Here is a 16,430-nt window from a genome sequence, read left to right as displayed (position 1 = left end):
CGACGAGCAGGTGATTCGAGGACCGGGGCACCGGTGATGTAAGGTTTCATCTCGCTGCCGGCGATCCCGGCGGCACCACGGGCTGTGGCGCAGCTTGGTAGCGCACTTGACTGGGGGTCAAGTGGTCGCAGGTTCAAATCCTGTCAGCCCGACCGCAGGAAACCCGCTCTGACCAGTGTCAGGGCGGGTTTCCGTTCTTCGAGGCGCGACCTGCTGCCGACATCCCGCCCCGGCGTGCGATGAGCGCTCACCGACTGCGCAGGGTCAGCGCCAGGTGAGTGTCGTCGGGTAATCGGCCCGGGCCCACCAGAGCGACCCACCCGCCCCTGCTGAGGACGATCTCGATGAGTTCGTCGACGGCGTCGTCGATGACGTCGGGGTGATCGACGTCGTCGGCGGGGGTGAGGGTGTCGCCGGCGTCGTCGAGGCGGGCGGGGTAGTAGTAGTGCTCCTCGACGGCGAGCATTTCCGGGCGTTCCCACCGGGCCCCCAGCCAGGCACTGCCGATGTCGCGCAGGACTCGTCCCGTGCGGGCGCGACGCTCGACGTGTGCGAGAGCATCCTCGCTGCGCGACGTCAGGTACGCGCGAAGCACCGGGCGAATGAGTCCCACCAGGTCTTCGGCAGGGGTGGTGAGGTGGTTGCCCTTCACGATGCCTGCCAACCGGGCCGTGTTGCGCGACGAGTTCCGAAAGGTCGACGCGGTCGGTTCGGCCGCGGCGAGCACGACTGGAGTGGGGTTCAGTTTCAGCGCCGCGCCCAGTGCGCGGTCGACCCGGAGCAAGAAGTCACCGGTCCGTTCGACGATGCGGTCGCGGTTCGTGCCGGTGACGCGTCGGTGAATGGGAAACGCGCTGCTGGGGGAGGGGATCAGCGTGGTGCCGTGCCCTTGGAGGAGGCGGGCCTGGTCGGTGGACAGCAGCAGCACGGTGTGGCGTGGGGTGTGGTGCAGCGCGCGCACCAGGTCGCGGGTGGCGAAGGTGGGATCGACGACGCAGCGGTCGATCACGGGGACCGGAAGAGTGGTCCAGCAGCCGTGAGTGTGGTTGGCGAACAACGCGATTGCCTGGTCTGCGGGCTGACCGGCTGCTTGGGTGATCATGCTCGCCAAGGCATCGAGCAGTGCCGCGGCGTCGGTGCAGCCCTCGACCGCCAGGCGTCGACCCGCCTGATCCAGCAGGGATCGCAATCGTCCGATGTCCCTGCCATGCAGCCGGGGACCCGGCTGGGTGCCGGCCAGGATGGAAATGCTCGGGTCCGCCCGCATCGACTGCAGCACCGTCACCATGTCGGCAGTCACCGGGACGAGGTGGTCGGCGGCGGTGATGCCGAATGCGGTGGCGGCAGCAGGAGAATGGCCGGTGGGTCGAGGCGTGGAGGAGGTAGTGCTCACGAGGGATCCCGTCTGGCAAGGCCCACACCGGCTCACGCGATGTGAGGTGCTCACACGAGGTCTTCCTCGGCCCGACGATGCTACTCGTGACGCGGGCTGCCTGCGCCGGGTCCGGATGGCCGGAACGTGTTGACGAACATCAGGCTGGTTGAGGTACTCCCCTCGACATCAGAATGACGAACCAAAGTTCGTCTGTCAAGGAATGCCTTCGGCTCGAGCGAGTCGCCATCGCAGGACCGACCCGCGGGCGCAGCGGAGGTCGGTCATGTGACGGTGGTCTTCCCGCCGATGACGCCGGTGCCCATGGGCAGCGGGTAGTAGTGCTGTGGCGCAACACGTTTGGGTGCGATGCGAATCATCGATGCTCACCGCTTCGGCGCGACGCCGAGCCGGTCGCGGCGGCGGCGGTCGTCCACCCGCATCCTTGACAGACGAAATGCGCTTCGTCATTCTTGAGGCGTGGAGGGGAGTACCCGCCTCGCCCGGATCGTCATGACGGCACACCCCGGTGGTTGCCCGGTCCGAGTGTCACCGCTCGCGATGCCCAGTGAGCGGTGTTGGGGAGACCTCCGGTTCATTCGTTCGAATCGGAGGAGACGTCGATGATCGTTCCGCTGTGGGCGTGGGTGGGAGTCCTGGGTGTCATCGTGGTCATGCTCGCCGTGGACTTGTTCGCCCACCGCGAGGCCCATGTCGTAGGGCTACGAGAAGCCGCCGCATGGTCGACCGTCTGGGTCGCCCTGGGCATCGCGTTCGGAGCCGTCGTGTGGTGGCAGTGGGGGGCGGAGTTCGCGGCTCAGTACTACGCCGGCTACGTCATCGAAAAGTCGCTCGCAGTCGACAACGTCTTCGTCTTCGCGATCATCTTCAGCTATTTCGCCGTACCTCGGGAGTATCAGCACCGGGTGCTGTTCTACGGCGTGCTCGGGGCCTTGATCTTCCGGGCTGCGTTCATCGCCGCCGGCTCGGTGTTGATCGCCAGTTTCGCCTGGATCCTGTATGTGTTCGGTGCGTTCTTGGTTGCCACTGGAATCCGCATGGCGCTGCACCGCAACGAAACCATCGACCCGGAACGCAGCCTGGTGCTGCGCCTGTTTCGCCGCCTCGTCCCCGTCACCGACGTCTACCACGGCCAGAGGTTCCTGATCCGCCACGCCGGCCGCTGGATGGCCACACCACTGCTGGCGGTTCTCGTCCTGGTCGAGGTCACCGACATCGTCTTCGCCGTGGACTCCATCCCCGCGATCTTCGCCGTCACCCAGCAGCCGTTCCTGGTGTTCACGTCGAACGCCTTCGCCATCCTCGGCCTGCGGGCCATGTACTTCCTGCTCGCCGACCTGATGCACCGCTTCGTCTACCTCAAGCTCGGCCTGGCTCTGGTCCTGGTCTGGGTCGGCATCAAGATGATGCTGCTGGAGATCTACAAGATTCCCACCACGGTCTCCCTTGCCGTCGTCATCGTCCTGCTCGCCGTCGCCGTCACCGCAAGCTGGATCCGCACGCGCAACGGCGGAACGCCGGCGACGAGCGACGACTGCGTCGAAACCGCCACCGGGCTCCCCGATGAAGCGCCCGGTGGGAGGGATCTGCTTCGAGGCCGCCCGGGAGCAACCTGAACCGGCCCGTTCCCGAGTTCCTTCGTGCGCCTCGGCCGAACCACGCCCGAAGGCCGACCGCGGGAACGCGCCGGCGCATTCCCGCGATGAGAAGTGCCCCCCGGTGCAGTCTCATCGTCATGGGCAAACTCATCTACGGCTTCAACGTGTCGGTCGACGGATACGTCGCCGACGCACACGGCAGCATCGACTGGTCCACGCCGAGCGAAGAACTGCACCAGTCCTGGAACGACTTCGAGCGGCAGACCGCGCTGTCCTGCTACGGACGACGACTCTACGACCTGATGGCCGCGTACTGGCCGACTGCCGACGAGGCCCCGGATGCCTCCCCGCTGATCGTCGACTTCGCCCGGATCTGGCGTGACATGCCCAAGGTCGTGTTCTCGCGCACCTTGCAGTCCGTCGACTGGAACTCCCGCCTGGAGCGTGGTGACCCGGTCGAGGTCGTGACGAAGCTGAAGGCCGAGACCGACGGCAACCTGGAGGTGGCAGGCGCCACGCTGGCCGCGCCGATCGTGGCGGCCGGCCTGGTGGACGAGTACCGGATCGTGATCGCGCCCACCGCCGTGGGTGGCGGCACCCCCTTCTTCCCGATCCTGCCCTCCTGGGTGTCGCTGCGACTGCTGGAGAACCGCACGTTCCCCGGTGGGGCGGTCCTGCTGCGGTACGAGACCCGACGCGACTGAGCGGGCACGCCGGCAGCCGGGGGCGCAGCGCGCCACCCGCCGCGACGACGACGCGGCCGTTCCTGGAGAATCGGGCGCACGAACCCGAGGAAGCTAGCGACGAAGGCCATCATGTCTGAGGATCAGAACACCGACGTTCCACCGAACCACCTCTCGATCGATCCGCGCAGCGCGTTCTACGACGAAGAGGTGCTCCTGCGCGACGTGGGCATCCGCTTCAACGGTGTCGAGAAGACCAACGTCCACGAGTACGACGTGGCCGAGGGGTGGGTGCGCGTGGAGGTGCCCACCGCCAAGGATCGCCGGGGGAACCCCATGGTGGTCAAGCTCAGCGGAACCGTCGAACCGTACTTCCGCCAGGCCGACTAGCAGACACCCCGCAACATCTGCGACCGCAAGATCACCGGCCGCGTTCGGGTACCGGCAGCGGCCACTCGGCGGTCGAATCGCGCAGCGCCGAGATGTCGGGGAGTGGCTTCTGGCACAACGTGGTCGCCTGTTTGGGTGTCATGCCGAGCATCCGCAGCAGGCGCTCGGTCACCGTGTCCACGGTCGCGTCGGTGTCGCGTTCGGGGCGCTCGCGCAGCAGCGTGGCCAGGCCGACGAACACGCCGCCCGCGATGGCCAGGCCGAGTTCGGGATCGGCGATGGTGAACCGGCCCTGGTCGATCGCGGCGGTGATGTCGCGCAGCGCCCTCGGCGACAACCCGCGATCCGAGATGATCAGCGAGCCGCCCTGGGCCAGGAGTAGCGCCGCCTCCTGGGGCCGATGGCGGAACAGTCGCCCGCTCAATCGGTAGTTGGCGGCGAACGCCTCGGCGGGGTCGGCGATGGCGTCGGTGAGGCCGTCGAGCAGGACGCCGAGATCGTCGAGCGCGTCGGTCAGGGCCGCCTCGAACAACTGCTCCTTGGTGGCGAAGTGGTTGTAGAAGGACCCCATCCCCACGTCGGCGGCCTGGGTGATCTCCAAGATCGGCACGCTCGTCTTGCCTTGGGCGATGAAGCCCTGCGCCGCGCGCACCAGGGCGCGGCGGGTGCGCATCTTGCGCCGCTCCAAGCGGCTGACCGGCGCGTCCGGCGACGCGTCACTGCGCTCGGGCAGATCCATGGCGCGATGTTAGCAGCCGAGTCAATCACGAGGATTTCGTCAGAACCATTGACTGAGTGTTCAGGCGTATGTGACGATTTCCTCAGTTGAATGACGGGAGGTGCAACGTGGCACGAATCGAGACGCCGCATCACGACGTGCACGAGAACCTGCACAGTGAACGGGGCGCGGTGCGCGGCGAGCATCCCGGCCGGTCGCGGAATCCGACGATCCGGGTCGCCGACATCGCGTGGCTGGAGTTCGACAAGCCGGACCTGGTGCGCGCGGAGGCCTTCGCTCGCGCGTTCGGATTCGGGATCGCTCTGCGCGATCCGCGGGAACTCCACCTGCGCGGCACGACGGCCGGGTCGCCCTGCGTGATCCTGCGGCGCGGTCAACGCACCCGCTTCGGCGGTCTGGCCTTGCGCGCCGTCGACGAGGTCGACGTGCTGCGCCTGGCCGACCAGACCGGCGCTCCGGTGCACCGCCTGCCGGAATCGATTGGCGGCGTGGGGATCCAACTCGTCGACCCCAGCGGGACGCCGGTGAAGGTGGTCGCCGGCCAGCACGAGTTGCCCGCGCAACCCGCGCAGCCGCCGCAGGTGTCCAACACGGGCTCCGTCGACGCCCGCATCAACGCGACCGTACGGCCGCCACGGGTACCCGCCCGCGTGCAACGGCTGGGTCACGTCGTCATGCAGTCCACCACCTATCTCACGACGTTGAACTGGTACCTGGACACCTTCGGAATGATCGTCAGCGACTTCCTGTTCTTTCCCGGCCAGCGTGACCGCGGTCCCACGATGAGCTTCATCCGGTGCGACCGCGGAAGCATCCCCGCCGACCACCACACCCTGGCGCTCGCGCTCGGACCGGCGAACCGTTACGTGCACTCGGCATACGAGGTCAGTGATCTCGACGCGCTGGCCGCCGGGGGTGAATACCTCGCCGAGCGAGGCTATTTCCGGTCCTGGGGCATCGGTCGTCACATCCAGGGCAGCCAACTGTTCGACTACTGGCGGGATCCGGACGGCTTCCTGGTGGAGCACTTCGCCGACGGTGACCTGTTCGACGACACCCTGGAGCCCGGGTGGGCCCCGTTCACCGCCTCGGGCTTGGCCCAGTGGGGGCCGGCAGCCACCAAGGACTTCCTGGACGCCAGCCCCCGTGCGGCGCGGCACCAAGCGGCCGCGATGCTCTCTGCCTTGCGCAGCGACAACGAATTCGACCTCCATCGCCTCATCGGCCTGTTGAAAGTAGCGACCTCGTGACCACCTCCGTCCTCCGTACCGCGGAAGGCTGGTGGGTGCAGACGCCCACCGGCGCCGCACCGATCGCCACGTCCGCGACCACCACCGCCGAACTCCTGGCCGACCGAGCGGCCGTCGCCGCCGCCGCCTCCGGCGGCGGCACCGTTGCCATCGAGGAGCTGAGCCTGCTGTCACCGGTCACCGCGCCCTGCCGGGTCATCGCGCAAATGACGAACTTCGAATCGCACGTCAGGGACTCCGGGATGGATCCGAAGACCGTGCCGCTCACGTTCTTTCGGAAGTCGTCGGCCTCGATCAGCGGTCCCTTCGACGACATCGTGCGCCCGCGGCACGTGACACTGCTGGACTACGAGATCGAGATCGGGCTCGTCATCGGCCGCCCCGTCCCGGTGGGCACCACGATCACCGACGCCAACCTCGCGGACTACGTGGCGGGACTCACCATCACCAACGACGTCTCCGCCCGCGACGTCCAGTTGCCGCAAACGCAGTTCTACGAGGCCAAGTCCTATCCGACGTTCACGCCGGTGGGACCGGCGCTACTGCTCGTCGATGCGGCCGAACTCGCTCGATTCGGCGACCTGCGGTTGCGGCTGAGCGTCGACGGTGACGAGCGGCAGAACGCGCTCGTCGACGGCGACATGCTTTACCGTCCGCTGCAGGCGCTGCAGTCGCTGACGCGGTTCCAAGACCTGGCGGCGGGGGATCTCATCCTCACCGGGACGCCGGCCGGGACGGCGTTGACCGCCCCGCCCAAGCCGATCGAGATGATCGGCAACCTCTTGCCGCCGGCGGTCAAGTGGAAAGCGTTCTTCGCGCGGCAGGCCAAGAATCCCAAGTACCTGCAGCACGGCGACGTCGTCGAGGCCTCGATCGCCACCGACGACGGCGCGCTTGACCTGGGCGCCCAGCGACTGGCGGTGCGCCACTCGTGAGCGAGCACGTCACGGTCGCGATCGTCGGTGGGGGCCCCACCGGGGTGACCGCGGCGACACTGCTGGCCCAGTACGGCGTCGACTGCCTGGTGCTGGATCGGTGGCCGCAGGTGTATCCGCAGCCGCGGGCGGTGCACCTCGACGACGAGGTGTACCGAATCCTGGATCGTCTCGGGGTCGCACGACACTTCGCCGACATCTCCTGGCCGGCCCTCGGCCTGCGCCTGGTGGACCGTGACATGACGGTGCTGGCACAGTTCGACCGCGACACCGCGGCGACGTGCAACGGGTTCCCGGCGGCGAGCATGTTCGACCAACCGCAGCTGGAAGAGGTGTTGCGCGCCAACCTGACCCGCTACCCACACGCCCGTCTTCGCGGGGACGTCGAGGTGCTCCACGTGGTGCCGCGGGCGGGTTCGCGACCATCTCGTCTCGTGGTGCGCGACCGCTCGACCGGCCGGCACACGGAGATCACCACCGACTTCGTGCTCGGGTGCGACGGCGCGAACAGCATGGTGCGCACCGCGATCGGTGCAGCGATGCAGAGCATGAGGTTCGACCAGCGCTGGTTGGTGATCGACGTCGCCACCGAGGCCGATCTGCGGCAGTGGGACGGGGTGCATCAGCTGTGCGACTCCCACCGTGCCGGAACGTACATGCGGATCGGCCCCTCGAGGTACCGCTGGGAGTTCCAACTCCTCGAGCACGAGTCGGCCGACGACTACACGACGTTGGCTGCCCTGCGACCGCTGATCGCCTCGTGGACGGCAGACGTCGACGATGCCGACCTGCGGCTGATCCGCACCGCCGAGTACACCTTTCGAGCCCAGATCGCCGATCGCTGGCGCCGCGACGACGTCTTCCTCCTCGGCGACGCCGCCCACCTGACGCCGCCGTTCATCGGCCAGGGGATGGGCGCGGGACTGCGCGACGCGATGAACCTGGCGTGGAAGATCGCCGGCGTTCGCCATGGGCAGCTGCCACCCCGCGTGCTCGACAGCTACGAAGACGAACGACGGCCCCACGCGCGCCACATGATCTCCCTCGCGCTCAACGTCGGTCGAGCCATGACCTCGGGTGGTCGGCTCGGCACGGCCGTGAGGTCGCTCGTGTTGCCCAGGGTGCATCTCGTCCCCGGCCTGCGGGGCAAGGTCACCGACTCTCGGACGCCGTCGCTGCGGTCGTCGGCGCTGGTCCAGCGCACCCTGACGACGCGCCGTGTCACCGGAAGTCTCTGCCCCAACGCGATACTCGGTGACGGACGCCGCCTCGACGACGAGCTGGGCAGCGGGTTCGGCGTGCTCAGCACGGCGGCGCTGAGCCCGTCCCAACGGCAGACCGTCACCGACCGCGGAGCGCGCACGGTGCTCGCCCCGGAAGGTTCCGACCTCGCTCGCTGGCTGCACCGGCACCGCGTCACCGCGGTCGTGGTGCGGCCCGACCGCACGGTCATGGCCGCAGGGCGCGACGTCGCCGCGGTCTGTCGGGCGCTTCCCACCTTTTCACCCGCCACCTGCTCACCCGCCACCTGCCCACCCGCCACCTGCCCACCCGCCACCTGCCCACCGGAACCCGCGCCCTCGCGCACCGGTGTCGACCACCACGGATAGGAACCGACGCGTGCTTGGTCATCCCGCGAACGTGCCGGTATACCGGCCCGACGTCTACACCCGCTCGGCGATCCTCGACCCCTATCCGCACTACCGTGCGCTACGCGACGCGGGTCCGGTGGTGTGGCTGGCCCGCCACCGCCTGTACGCCTTCCCGCGCTACGCCGAGTGCAAGGCCACCTTGCGCGACGATGGCGGGTACCTGTCCGGCCACGGGGTTGCGGCCAATCCGCTGACCAATCGACTGTCGCGCGGAACCACGCTCAACAGTGACGGCGCCGACCACGACCGCCGCCGCAAGCTCGTCGCGCACCGCCTGATGCCGCGCGCGCTGCGGACGTTGGAAGACGAGGTCGATGCCCGAGCGCGGTCCATCGCCGACGATGCCGTGCGCCGCGGTGCGGTGGACGCGGTCGCCGACCTCGCGACGGCGCTCCCACTGGCGGTCGTCCCCGATCTGGTGGGGTGGCCGCGGGACCAGCGCGCCCACCTACTGGACTGGGCGGCAGCCACCTTCGACGTCCTGGGTCCCGCCAACCGGCTGGCGCTGAAGGCGGTGCCGCGCACCGTTCGAATGCTGCGCTTCGCCCGCCGGGTGGTGCGTGACCGCAACGTCCTGCCCGGCAGCCTCGCCGACGAACTGCTCACCGCCGTCGACGAGGGCAGTCTGACCGTCGACGAGGTGCCACCGCTGCTCGTCGACTACATCGCCCCGTCGCTCGACACGACGATCAGCGCCATCTCCAGCGCCCTGTACCTGTTCGCCACCCATCCAGACCAGTGGCAGCTGCTCAGGGAGCAACCCCGGTTGCTGCCCAACGCGGTCAACGAGGTGGTGCGCTTCGAGTCGCCGCTGCGGGCCTTCACCCGAAAGGCGCTGCGTGACAACGACGTCAGTGGAACACGGATTCCGGCGGGAGCCCGGGTGCTGGTCCTGTACGCCTCGGCCAACCGAGACGAACGCGAATGGGACGCGCCCCACGTCTTCGACATCCGCAACGATGCCGGACGTCACGTCGGATTCGGCAACGGCGCGCACGCCTGCGCCGGTCAGGGACTGGCTCGGCTCGAAACCACCGCAATGCTGCGAGCCCTCCTCGATCGCGTCGAGCGCATCGAGATCGCCGCCGAGCCGACCTGGGCCGTCAACAACGTCATCCATCGCCACGAGCGGCTTCCCATACGGCTCGTTGCGCTCCGCTGAGTCCTCACGTCCAGCTCACTTGCCCCGGGGGCCGCACGCCGCCGGTGCGGGGGGGCCGACGACGCCGAGACGCGGTGTTCACGCGTCCAGCTCGGCTGCGATGTCCTCCACCAGTCGCCGAACGTCCGTCGAGCGGTCCGAGCGCTCGGCGCGCTCGGGCACCCACGCCAACGCGATCTCGATCAGCGGCCACGTGCTCTCGTCGATCGGAATCAGCGTGAACTCCGGCGGCGAGAACATGCGTCCGATGAACGACTCCGGCGCATAGGTCACCACCGCCACCAGATGCCGGTTGAAGACCTGGGTCGCCATTTCCAGCTCGCCCCCGCGCCGGGTGGTGGTCCGCACGATCTGCGTCACCCCGCGCGCGTTGAGCTGCCGCGTCAGGCGCGCGAGCACCACCGGGTTGGGGCGGGCGAAGTCGATCGCCACCTCACGCCCGCGCAACTCCTCGATGCGCACGGATTCTCGCCGCGCCAGCGGGTCGTCGTAGCGCACCGCGATGGCGCCGGGATAGCGCGCGATCACCCGGTGGCGCAACCGCTTGTCCGACGCCGGCAGGTGGATGAGTCCCACGTCGAGCGTGCCCGCGACGAGTTTCGCCGTGACCTCCGCCGCGGACCCCGGCACCGTGTACACCACCGGCATCGGCAGTCGCGACACCGTGCGCTCCAACCGTGCCAGCAGATCCGACGGGGCATACGCGGTGGCGCCCATCCGAAGGGCATCGGCCTCGGAGGTCGTGCGCGCGGCGATGGCCTTGAAGTCCTCGACCTGGCGCAGGATGTCGCGCGCCGGGCCGAGCAGCCTGCTGCCCAGCTTGGTGAGCCGAACGTCGTGGTGGCCGCGCTCGAACAGCGCCCCGCCCAACTCCTTCTCCAGCAGCTTGATCTGCTTGCTCAACGGCGGGGGAGTGATCATCAACCTGTCCGCGGCGCGCGAGAAGTGCAGTTCGTCGGCCACCGCCACGAAGTACCTCAGCCGGGTGAAGTCGATGTCCATCACCGGCATCGTAGAGCGGGCCGTCAGGGTGGCGGTGTCACCGCCTCCAGCACCCCGCGCCGCACCAGCTCGGCCACCTCGTCGGCGTCCAGACCCAGCAGCTCGGTGGCGACCTCCTCGGTGTGCTCCCCCCGCAGCGGCGCCTGACGCAGCGGCGGATCCGGTACGCGCTCGGCGTGGAACACCACGTTCTCCAGTGTGAACGGTGTCGCCGCATGGGGGTGCAGTTCGTCGCGGAAGGCGCGGCGCGCCACGAAGACCCCCCACGACGGGATCTCGTCGGGATGCAACATCGGCCCCGCGGGCACCCCCGCGGCCTGCAGCGTCGCCGCCGCATCGTCGCGGGTGCGCGCCGAAACCCATTGCCGCACCACCGCGTCGACGCGTTCCCGCTCCCGATCACGGTCGACGACCGTGGGCAGCTCGGCGGCGAGGTCCGGTTGCCGAAGCACCGCGCACAGGGCCTGCCAGTCGGCGTCGTCCCGTACGGTGATCGCCACCCAGGCATCCTCACCGGACGCGGGAAACACCGCCCACGGCGCGTCGCGCACGACCGCGGCCGGACCGGTGGGTGACTCCAGCGCCGCGATCTCGGGCGCCAGATGACTGAGCATCACCTCCGACTGCGCAACCGCCGCCGCGCCGCCCGCGCCGGTGCGTTCCCGGCGCAGCAGTAGCGCCAGCGCGGCCATCGCTCCGACACGTGCGGACACGTGGTCGGGGTAGACGGTCACCGTGTCGCAGAACGACCCCGGCTCGTCGGGGTACACCCACCGGTCGGTGAACCCCGCCTTCGCCCGCACCAACGGGCCGTAGCCGAGGCTGCGCGCCCACGGACCGGTGGGCCCGAACGCCGAACTCTCCACCACCACCACGGCGGGGTTGACCGCTCGCAGCGCTGCGAAGTCCATGCCGAGGGCCTGCGACACACCGGGTTTGAAGTTCGACAGCACCACGTCGGCCTGCTGGACCAGGCGGTGGGCCAGTGCGCGTCCCTCCGCGGAGCGCAGGTCGATGCCGATGGAACGCTTGTTGCGGTGACCTGCCGCGAACGCCTGCGTCATCACGGTCGCACTCGCCCGCATCCCATCGGGATACTCGGAGTTCTCGATCTTGATGACGTCGGCGCCGAGATCGGCGAACAGCCGGCCGGTGTCGGCGCCGACCACGATGACTCCGAGGTCCAACACCCGGATGCCCTGAAGCGGCAAGCTCCCGTCACGGCGCATCCGGCCGGTCGGCAGGGGAGCGGCCGTCAGGCGCGGTGCCGTGCCCGGTGCCCGGTCGAGGGCACTGGCACGGTGCCCGTCGACCTCGACGACGCCCACCGGCACGGGGACCGTCAAACCCGGGGCCACCTCGACCCGGCGCAGGAACCCGCGCGCCGTGCACTGCGCAGAGCCGATCGCCTCGTCGAGCGGCAGCACCGCCGCCGTGGGAACCCCGTGCCGCTGCCCTTCGGTCTCCAGTTCGACGCGGGTCTTGTCGGCGGTGAACCGCTCGATCGCCGGGAGCAGGTCGGGGCTGCGGAACCGCTCCACCATCCGGTCGAACTTCGGGTCGGCGAACTGCTCGGGCCGGCCCATCCACTCGAACATGCCGCGCCACTGCCGGGTGGCGAGGATGCAGATGCGGACGTAACCGTCCCGGCACCGCAGGATCGGGTAGCGCTTGCGCTCGGCATCCCAGTCCCGCCGCCGCGCGGTGGCAGGAGCCCCGGCCGCCGCGGAGCCCAACGTGCCGTAGGGCGGATCCAGCGCCTGCATCGCGCCCTCGAGAACCGAGAAGTCGACGAGATCGCCCACGCCGGTACGCAATCGGTGGAGGAACACGCTCAGCACGACGACGGCGGCCTGGGCGGCGGCAGCGTGATGGGGCAGATCGCCCGGCGGCACCAGCGGCACTCGGCCGGGGATGCCCGAGCGGGACAGCTCACCGGTGAGCGCATGCAGTACCGGTGTCGTCGCCTGCCAACCGCGCCAGTCGTGGTCTCGCCCGAAGTCGCTGATCGACAGGATCACCAGGGCGGGATCCGCCGCGCGCAGCGCGCGGACGTCCAGCGCCGCCTCGGCAGCCGACCCCGGCCGGGTCGACTCGATCAGCACGTCCGCCCCCGCGACCAGCTCGGCCCACCGGTCGGCGTCGTTGACGGCCTCCGTCGCGACACCGTGCCGATCGATCATCGTGGCGAGCGTGTCGACGGCGCAGTCCGACACCCCCGCCAGCGTCACCGCCACGACGTCGGCGCCCAGGTCGGCCAGCAGTCGGCCGACCGCCGTCATGGGACCCGAGGACAGATCGAGGATCCGCACCCCGGCCAGGGGCGGGTCGTAATCGTGCATCAGCTCTTGCGGGCCTGTCGGAACGGGATGGTGCGGTCGACGTCCTGTTCACGCGGCAGTCCGAGCACCCGCTCGGCGATGATGTTGCGTTGAATCTGGTCGGTGCCGCCGCCGATCGAGGTGAAGAACGCGTTGAACGACAAGAAGTTCACGTCGTCGGCGACCGGATCGTCACTGCCGGCCAGCAACGCCCTGGCCCCGATCAACTCGGTCTTCAGCGCGGCCTCCGCATGCAGGATGCGCGACATCGCCAGCTTTCCGATCGACATGATGGAACTCGACGCGCCCAGGTCGGCGGCCGCCTTGGCGCGAGCATTGTTGAGCCGGTTGAGTTCTCGCAGCGACAGCACCGTGGCCAGGTCGTGGCGCACCGCCGGGTCGTCGAGGCGCGCGTGTTCGCGCGCGAGGTCGACGAGGCTGTCGGCCGTGCTGCGGTTACGTGACGAACGGCCGCTGTCACCCATGATCGAGCGCTCGTAGGCCAGTGCGGTCTGGAGCACCTTCCAGCCGTTGCCGAGCCCGCCGACGAGGTACTCGTCGGGGACGGCGGCGTCGCTGAGGAACACCTCGTTGAAGTGCGACTCGCCGGTGATCTGCACCAGGGGCCGAACCTCGATGCCGTCCTGGCGCATCGGGATGAAGAAGAAGCTCAACCCCTCGTGCTTGGGGACGTCCCAGTCCGTACGTGCGATCAGCAGCGCGTACTCGGCGTGCGCGGCACCCGAGGTCCACACCTTCTGCCCGTTGACGATCCACCGGTCACCGTCCTTGACGGCGGTGGTGCGCACGGCCGCCAGATCCGAGCCCGCACCCGGCTCGCTGTACAGCAAACACGTGCGCGACCGCTCGGTCAGGAACCCGCGCAGCAGGTCGCCCTTGATCGTCTCGGACCCGAAGTGCAACAGCGTGTTCGCGGGAATGCTGTACCGATCCTGGCCGGCGCCAGGGGCTTTGACGGCGCGGAACTCGCTGGAGATCACCGCGGCGAGGTCGGCGGGGTAACCGCGGCCGAACCACTGGGTCGGATAGGTGGGGACCGCGTAACCCGCGTCGAGCACCCGTTCCAGCCAGGCGATGCGTTCGGGCGAGCTGATCCACGGATCACCGGACGGCTCCAGGCCCGTCCAGTGCGCGGCCAGCCAGTCGCGGACCTCACTGCGCAGTTCGTCCGTGGTCGGCAGATCCGTGGCCATGCTCACGCCCCCTTCGAGGTCAGGTAACGCTCCCGGAACAGCCGCGGGGAGCCGAACAGTTGCACGCCGGTGCGGGCGCGGCGGGCATACAGGTGTGCCGGGTGCTCCCAGGTGAAGCCGATGCCGCCGTGCAGCTGAATGGCCGCCATGGTCACGGTTCGGTACGTCTCGGCGCAGGCGAACCCCGCGAGGGCGACGGCGCCCTCCGCACCCTCGCCGCCGTCGGCGTGTGCGGCGGCGGCGTGACGCGCCGCCGACGTCGCCGACTCGACCTCGACCAGCAGGTCGGCCGCCATGTGCTTGAGCGCCTGGAAACCACCGATGGGCCTGCCGAACTGCACGCGGGTCTTGAGGTACTCGACGGTCACGTCGAACATCCGCCGCGCCCCGCCCACCTGCTCGCCGGCCAGCGCGATCACCGCGAGGTCGAGCGCCTCCCCGACGGCGTCCCAGCCGCGGGTGCCGAGCCGCCGCGCGGGCACACCGTCGAACGTGAACGTCGACAACCGCACGGTGGGGTCGAAAACCGTTGCCGCACTGCGTTTGAAACCGGCCGCGTCCACGTCGACCTCGAACACGCCCACTCCGTCGGCGGCGCGCGCCACCACCAGCACGACGTCGGCCACCTGGCCGAAGGTGACGTAGTGCGCGCTGCCCGACAGCCGGCCATCGACCTCGCGCACGTCCACGCCCGCCGCGGTCCACGATCCGGCGGGTCCCGTCAGGGCGACGGTGCCGATCGCGGTGCCGTCGGCGAGAGCGGGCAGCAGGCGCCGCTTGTCCGCGTCGCTGCCCACGGCCCGCACCAGCGCCACCGTGAGTACCGCACTGGACAACAGCGGCGACGGCAGCAGCGCGGCGCCGGTCTCCTCGGCGACGGCCTCCAGCTCCCTGGCGCCGAAGCCGACGCCGCCGTACTCCTCCTCGACCAGCATGCCGGCCACCCCCTGGTCGGCAAGCCGACGCCACAGGTGCCGGTCGAAGCCCTCGTCGGTCTGCATCACCCGCCGCACGTCGTCCTCGGTGCACGCGTCGGCGAGCAGCTCGCGCACCGCCTCGCGGAGCTGGGTGCGCTCGGCACTCGTGATCGTCATGGCCCCATGGTTCGTGATGATCGCCGTTCTGTACATCACGCGTTGCGACATGGCCCCGTTTCCCGTTGCGACACGGGCTGGGATCGAGCCGATCCGACCACCGTTACAGTGACCGGATGAGCGAGCCTGAGATCCTCGCCGGCCGCTACGAGCTGCGCGGGACGTTGGGCAGCGGTGGGATGGCCGAGGTCCGCGACGGGTGGGACACCCGGCTGGACCGCCCGGTCGCGATCAAGCTGCTCCACCCCGCACTGCGCGCGCAGCCCGACCTGCGCCGCAGGTTCGAGGACGAGGCGCGCTCCGTCGCCGCCCTGCTGCATCCCAACGTGGTCGGGGTCTTCGACTCCGGTGAGGACGACGGCGTCCCGTTCATCGTGATGGAGCGGCTGCCCGGGGACACGCTCGGCGATCGCATCGCCCAGGGGCCCCAGCCGCCTCAGCGGGTGCACGCGATCCTCGACGACGTGCTGGCCGCCCTCGGCGCCGCCCACGGCATCGGGTTGCTGCACCGCGACATCAAGCCGGCGAACGTGCTGGTGGCCGGTGACGGCGTGACCATGAAGGTCGGCGACTTCGGCATCGCGAAGTCCGCGGGGGCATCACTGACCATGACCGGGCAGATCATCGGAACCATGGCCTACATGAGCCCCGAGCGCATCGCGGGAGCACCGGCCTCGGTGGCCGACGACCTGTACGCCGTGGGCGTGGTCGGCTACGAGGCGCTCCTGGGACGCAGGGCCTTTCCGCAGGACAATCCCGCGTCGCTGGCACACGCCATCATGTCGTCGCCGCCGCCGTCGGCGGCGGTCGCACGGCCCGACGTCCATCCCACGCTGACAGCGGTGATCGATCGGGCCATCGCCCGTGACCCGGGTCGGCGCTTCACGTCGGCCGCTCAGATGCGGGCCGCGCTCCACGGCGATCGACGGGCGCTGGCCGCCGGCCCGGTACCCGACGCCGCGCCGCGCCGGCCGGGAGCGCACCCGGCGCCACAGCC

At 69.6% G+C, this 16,430-nt stretch carries 14 protein-coding genes and 1 tRNA gene; 9 read left to right on the top strand and 6 right to left on the bottom strand.

Going from position 1 to position 16,430, the window contains the following annotated elements; all coding sequences use genetic code 11:
- Positions 1 to 78: 78 nt before the first annotated feature.
- A tRNA-Pro gene (locus AC30CM_RS22735) sits at positions 79 to 152 on the top strand.
- A 95-nt stretch (positions 153 to 247) separates the two neighbouring features.
- Here the strand turns inward: AC30CM_RS22735 and AC30CM_RS22730 are convergent.
- Entirely contained in the window at positions 248 to 1,393 is a 1,146-nt protein-coding gene (locus tag AC30CM_RS22730) for a baeRF3 domain-containing protein (protein WP_490119180.1), read from the bottom strand.
- Between the two features lie 602 nt (positions 1,394 to 1,995).
- On the opposite strand from AC30CM_RS22730, the gene AC30CM_RS22725 reads away from it, so the two are divergent.
- The 3 genes from AC30CM_RS22725 to AC30CM_RS22715 all read left to right on the top strand — a co-directional run bounded on the left by AC30CM_RS22725 (position 1,996) and on the right by AC30CM_RS22715 (position 4,064).
- Positions 1,996 to 3,009 carry a TerC family protein gene (locus AC30CM_RS22725; protein WP_490119179.1) on the top strand — a complete coding sequence of 338 codons (1,014 nt, stop codon included), beginning with the start codon at positions 1,996 to 1,998 and terminating at the stop codon, positions 3,007 to 3,009.
- 119 nt (positions 3,010 to 3,128) lie between these two features.
- Positions 3,129 to 3,695, top strand: a complete 567-nt coding sequence (locus AC30CM_RS22720) for a dihydrofolate reductase family protein (RefSeq protein ID WP_490119178.1) — start codon at positions 3,129 to 3,131, stop codon at positions 3,693 to 3,695.
- A gap of 111 nt (positions 3,696 to 3,806) precedes the next feature.
- Positions 3,807 to 4,064, top strand: coding sequence for a DUF3297 family protein (locus tag AC30CM_RS22715; protein ID WP_490119177.1), 258 nt, complete (start codon positions 3,807 to 3,809; stop codon positions 4,062 to 4,064).
- A 31-nt stretch (positions 4,065 to 4,095) separates the two neighbouring features.
- Here AC30CM_RS22715 and AC30CM_RS22710 read toward each other — a convergent pair whose 3' ends face one another.
- Complete coding sequence (locus AC30CM_RS22710) at positions 4,096 to 4,803, bottom strand: TetR/AcrR family transcriptional regulator (RefSeq protein ID WP_490119176.1); 708 nt, start codon at positions 4,801 to 4,803, stop codon at positions 4,096 to 4,098.
- Between the two features lie 107 nt (positions 4,804 to 4,910).
- Here AC30CM_RS22710 and AC30CM_RS22705 point away from each other — a divergent pair, with 107 nt between their 5' ends.
- The 4 genes from AC30CM_RS22705 to AC30CM_RS22690 are packed head-to-tail and all read left to right on the top strand — an operon-like array spanning position 4,911 to position 9,802.
- Positions 4,911 to 6,053: a VOC family protein gene (locus tag AC30CM_RS22705; RefSeq protein WP_490119175.1), complete on the top strand. Its 1,143-nt coding sequence runs from the start codon at positions 4,911 to 4,913 to the stop codon at positions 6,051 to 6,053.
- Entirely contained in the window at positions 6,050 to 6,988 is a 939-nt protein-coding gene (locus AC30CM_RS22700) for a fumarylacetoacetate hydrolase family protein (protein ID WP_490119174.1), read from the top strand. The genes AC30CM_RS22705 and AC30CM_RS22700 overlap by 4 nt, the downstream gene beginning before the upstream one ends.
- Positions 6,985 to 8,598, top strand: coding sequence for a bifunctional 3-(3-hydroxy-phenyl)propionate/3-hydroxycinnamic acid hydroxylase MhpA (gene mhpA / locus AC30CM_RS22695; protein WP_490119173.1), 1,614 nt, complete (start codon positions 6,985 to 6,987; stop codon positions 8,596 to 8,598). The genes AC30CM_RS22700 and mhpA overlap by 4 nt, the downstream gene beginning before the upstream one ends.
- Positions 8,599 to 8,608: 10 nt before the next feature.
- Positions 8,609 to 9,802: a cytochrome P450 gene (locus tag AC30CM_RS22690; protein ID WP_490119172.1), complete on the top strand. Its 1,194-nt coding sequence runs from the start codon at positions 8,609 to 8,611 to the stop codon at positions 9,800 to 9,802.
- Between the two features lie 78 nt (positions 9,803 to 9,880).
- Here the strand turns inward: AC30CM_RS22690 and AC30CM_RS22685 are convergent, their stop codons facing one another.
- From AC30CM_RS22685 to AC30CM_RS22670, 4 genes are read right to left on the bottom strand one after another with little or no spacing between them, the layout of a single operon-like run.
- Entirely contained in the window at positions 9,881 to 10,804 is a 924-nt protein-coding gene (locus AC30CM_RS22685; RefSeq protein WP_490119171.1) for a LysR family transcriptional regulator, read from the bottom strand.
- A 23-nt stretch (positions 10,805 to 10,827) separates the two neighbouring features.
- Entirely contained in the window at positions 10,828 to 13,146 is a 2,319-nt protein-coding gene (locus AC30CM_RS22680; protein WP_490119170.1) for a CaiB/BaiF CoA-transferase family protein, read from the bottom strand.
- The gene (locus AC30CM_RS22675) at positions 13,146 to 14,339 is read right to left on the bottom strand and encodes an acyl-CoA dehydrogenase family protein (RefSeq protein WP_490119169.1); all 1,194 of its coding nucleotides are present in this window, start codon (positions 14,337 to 14,339) and stop codon (positions 13,146 to 13,148) included. The genes AC30CM_RS22680 and AC30CM_RS22675 overlap by 1 nt, the downstream gene beginning before the upstream one ends.
- Before the next feature lie 2 nt (positions 14,340 to 14,341).
- Positions 14,342 to 15,433: an acyl-CoA dehydrogenase family protein gene (locus AC30CM_RS22670; protein ID WP_490119168.1), complete on the bottom strand. Its 1,092-nt coding sequence runs from the start codon at positions 15,431 to 15,433 to the stop codon at positions 14,342 to 14,344.
- A 116-nt stretch (positions 15,434 to 15,549) separates the two neighbouring features.
- Here AC30CM_RS22670 and AC30CM_RS22665 point away from each other — a divergent pair.
- Positions 15,550 to 16,430 (top strand): serine/threonine-protein kinase (locus tag AC30CM_RS22665; RefSeq protein WP_490119167.1); only part of this gene is annotated, 881 nt, incomplete at its 3' end.

The sequence above is a fragment of the Mycobacterium sp. DHQP2018-32-09 genome, from assembly GCF_058148405.1.
This window is presented reverse-complemented; position numbering and strand designations above follow the sequence as displayed.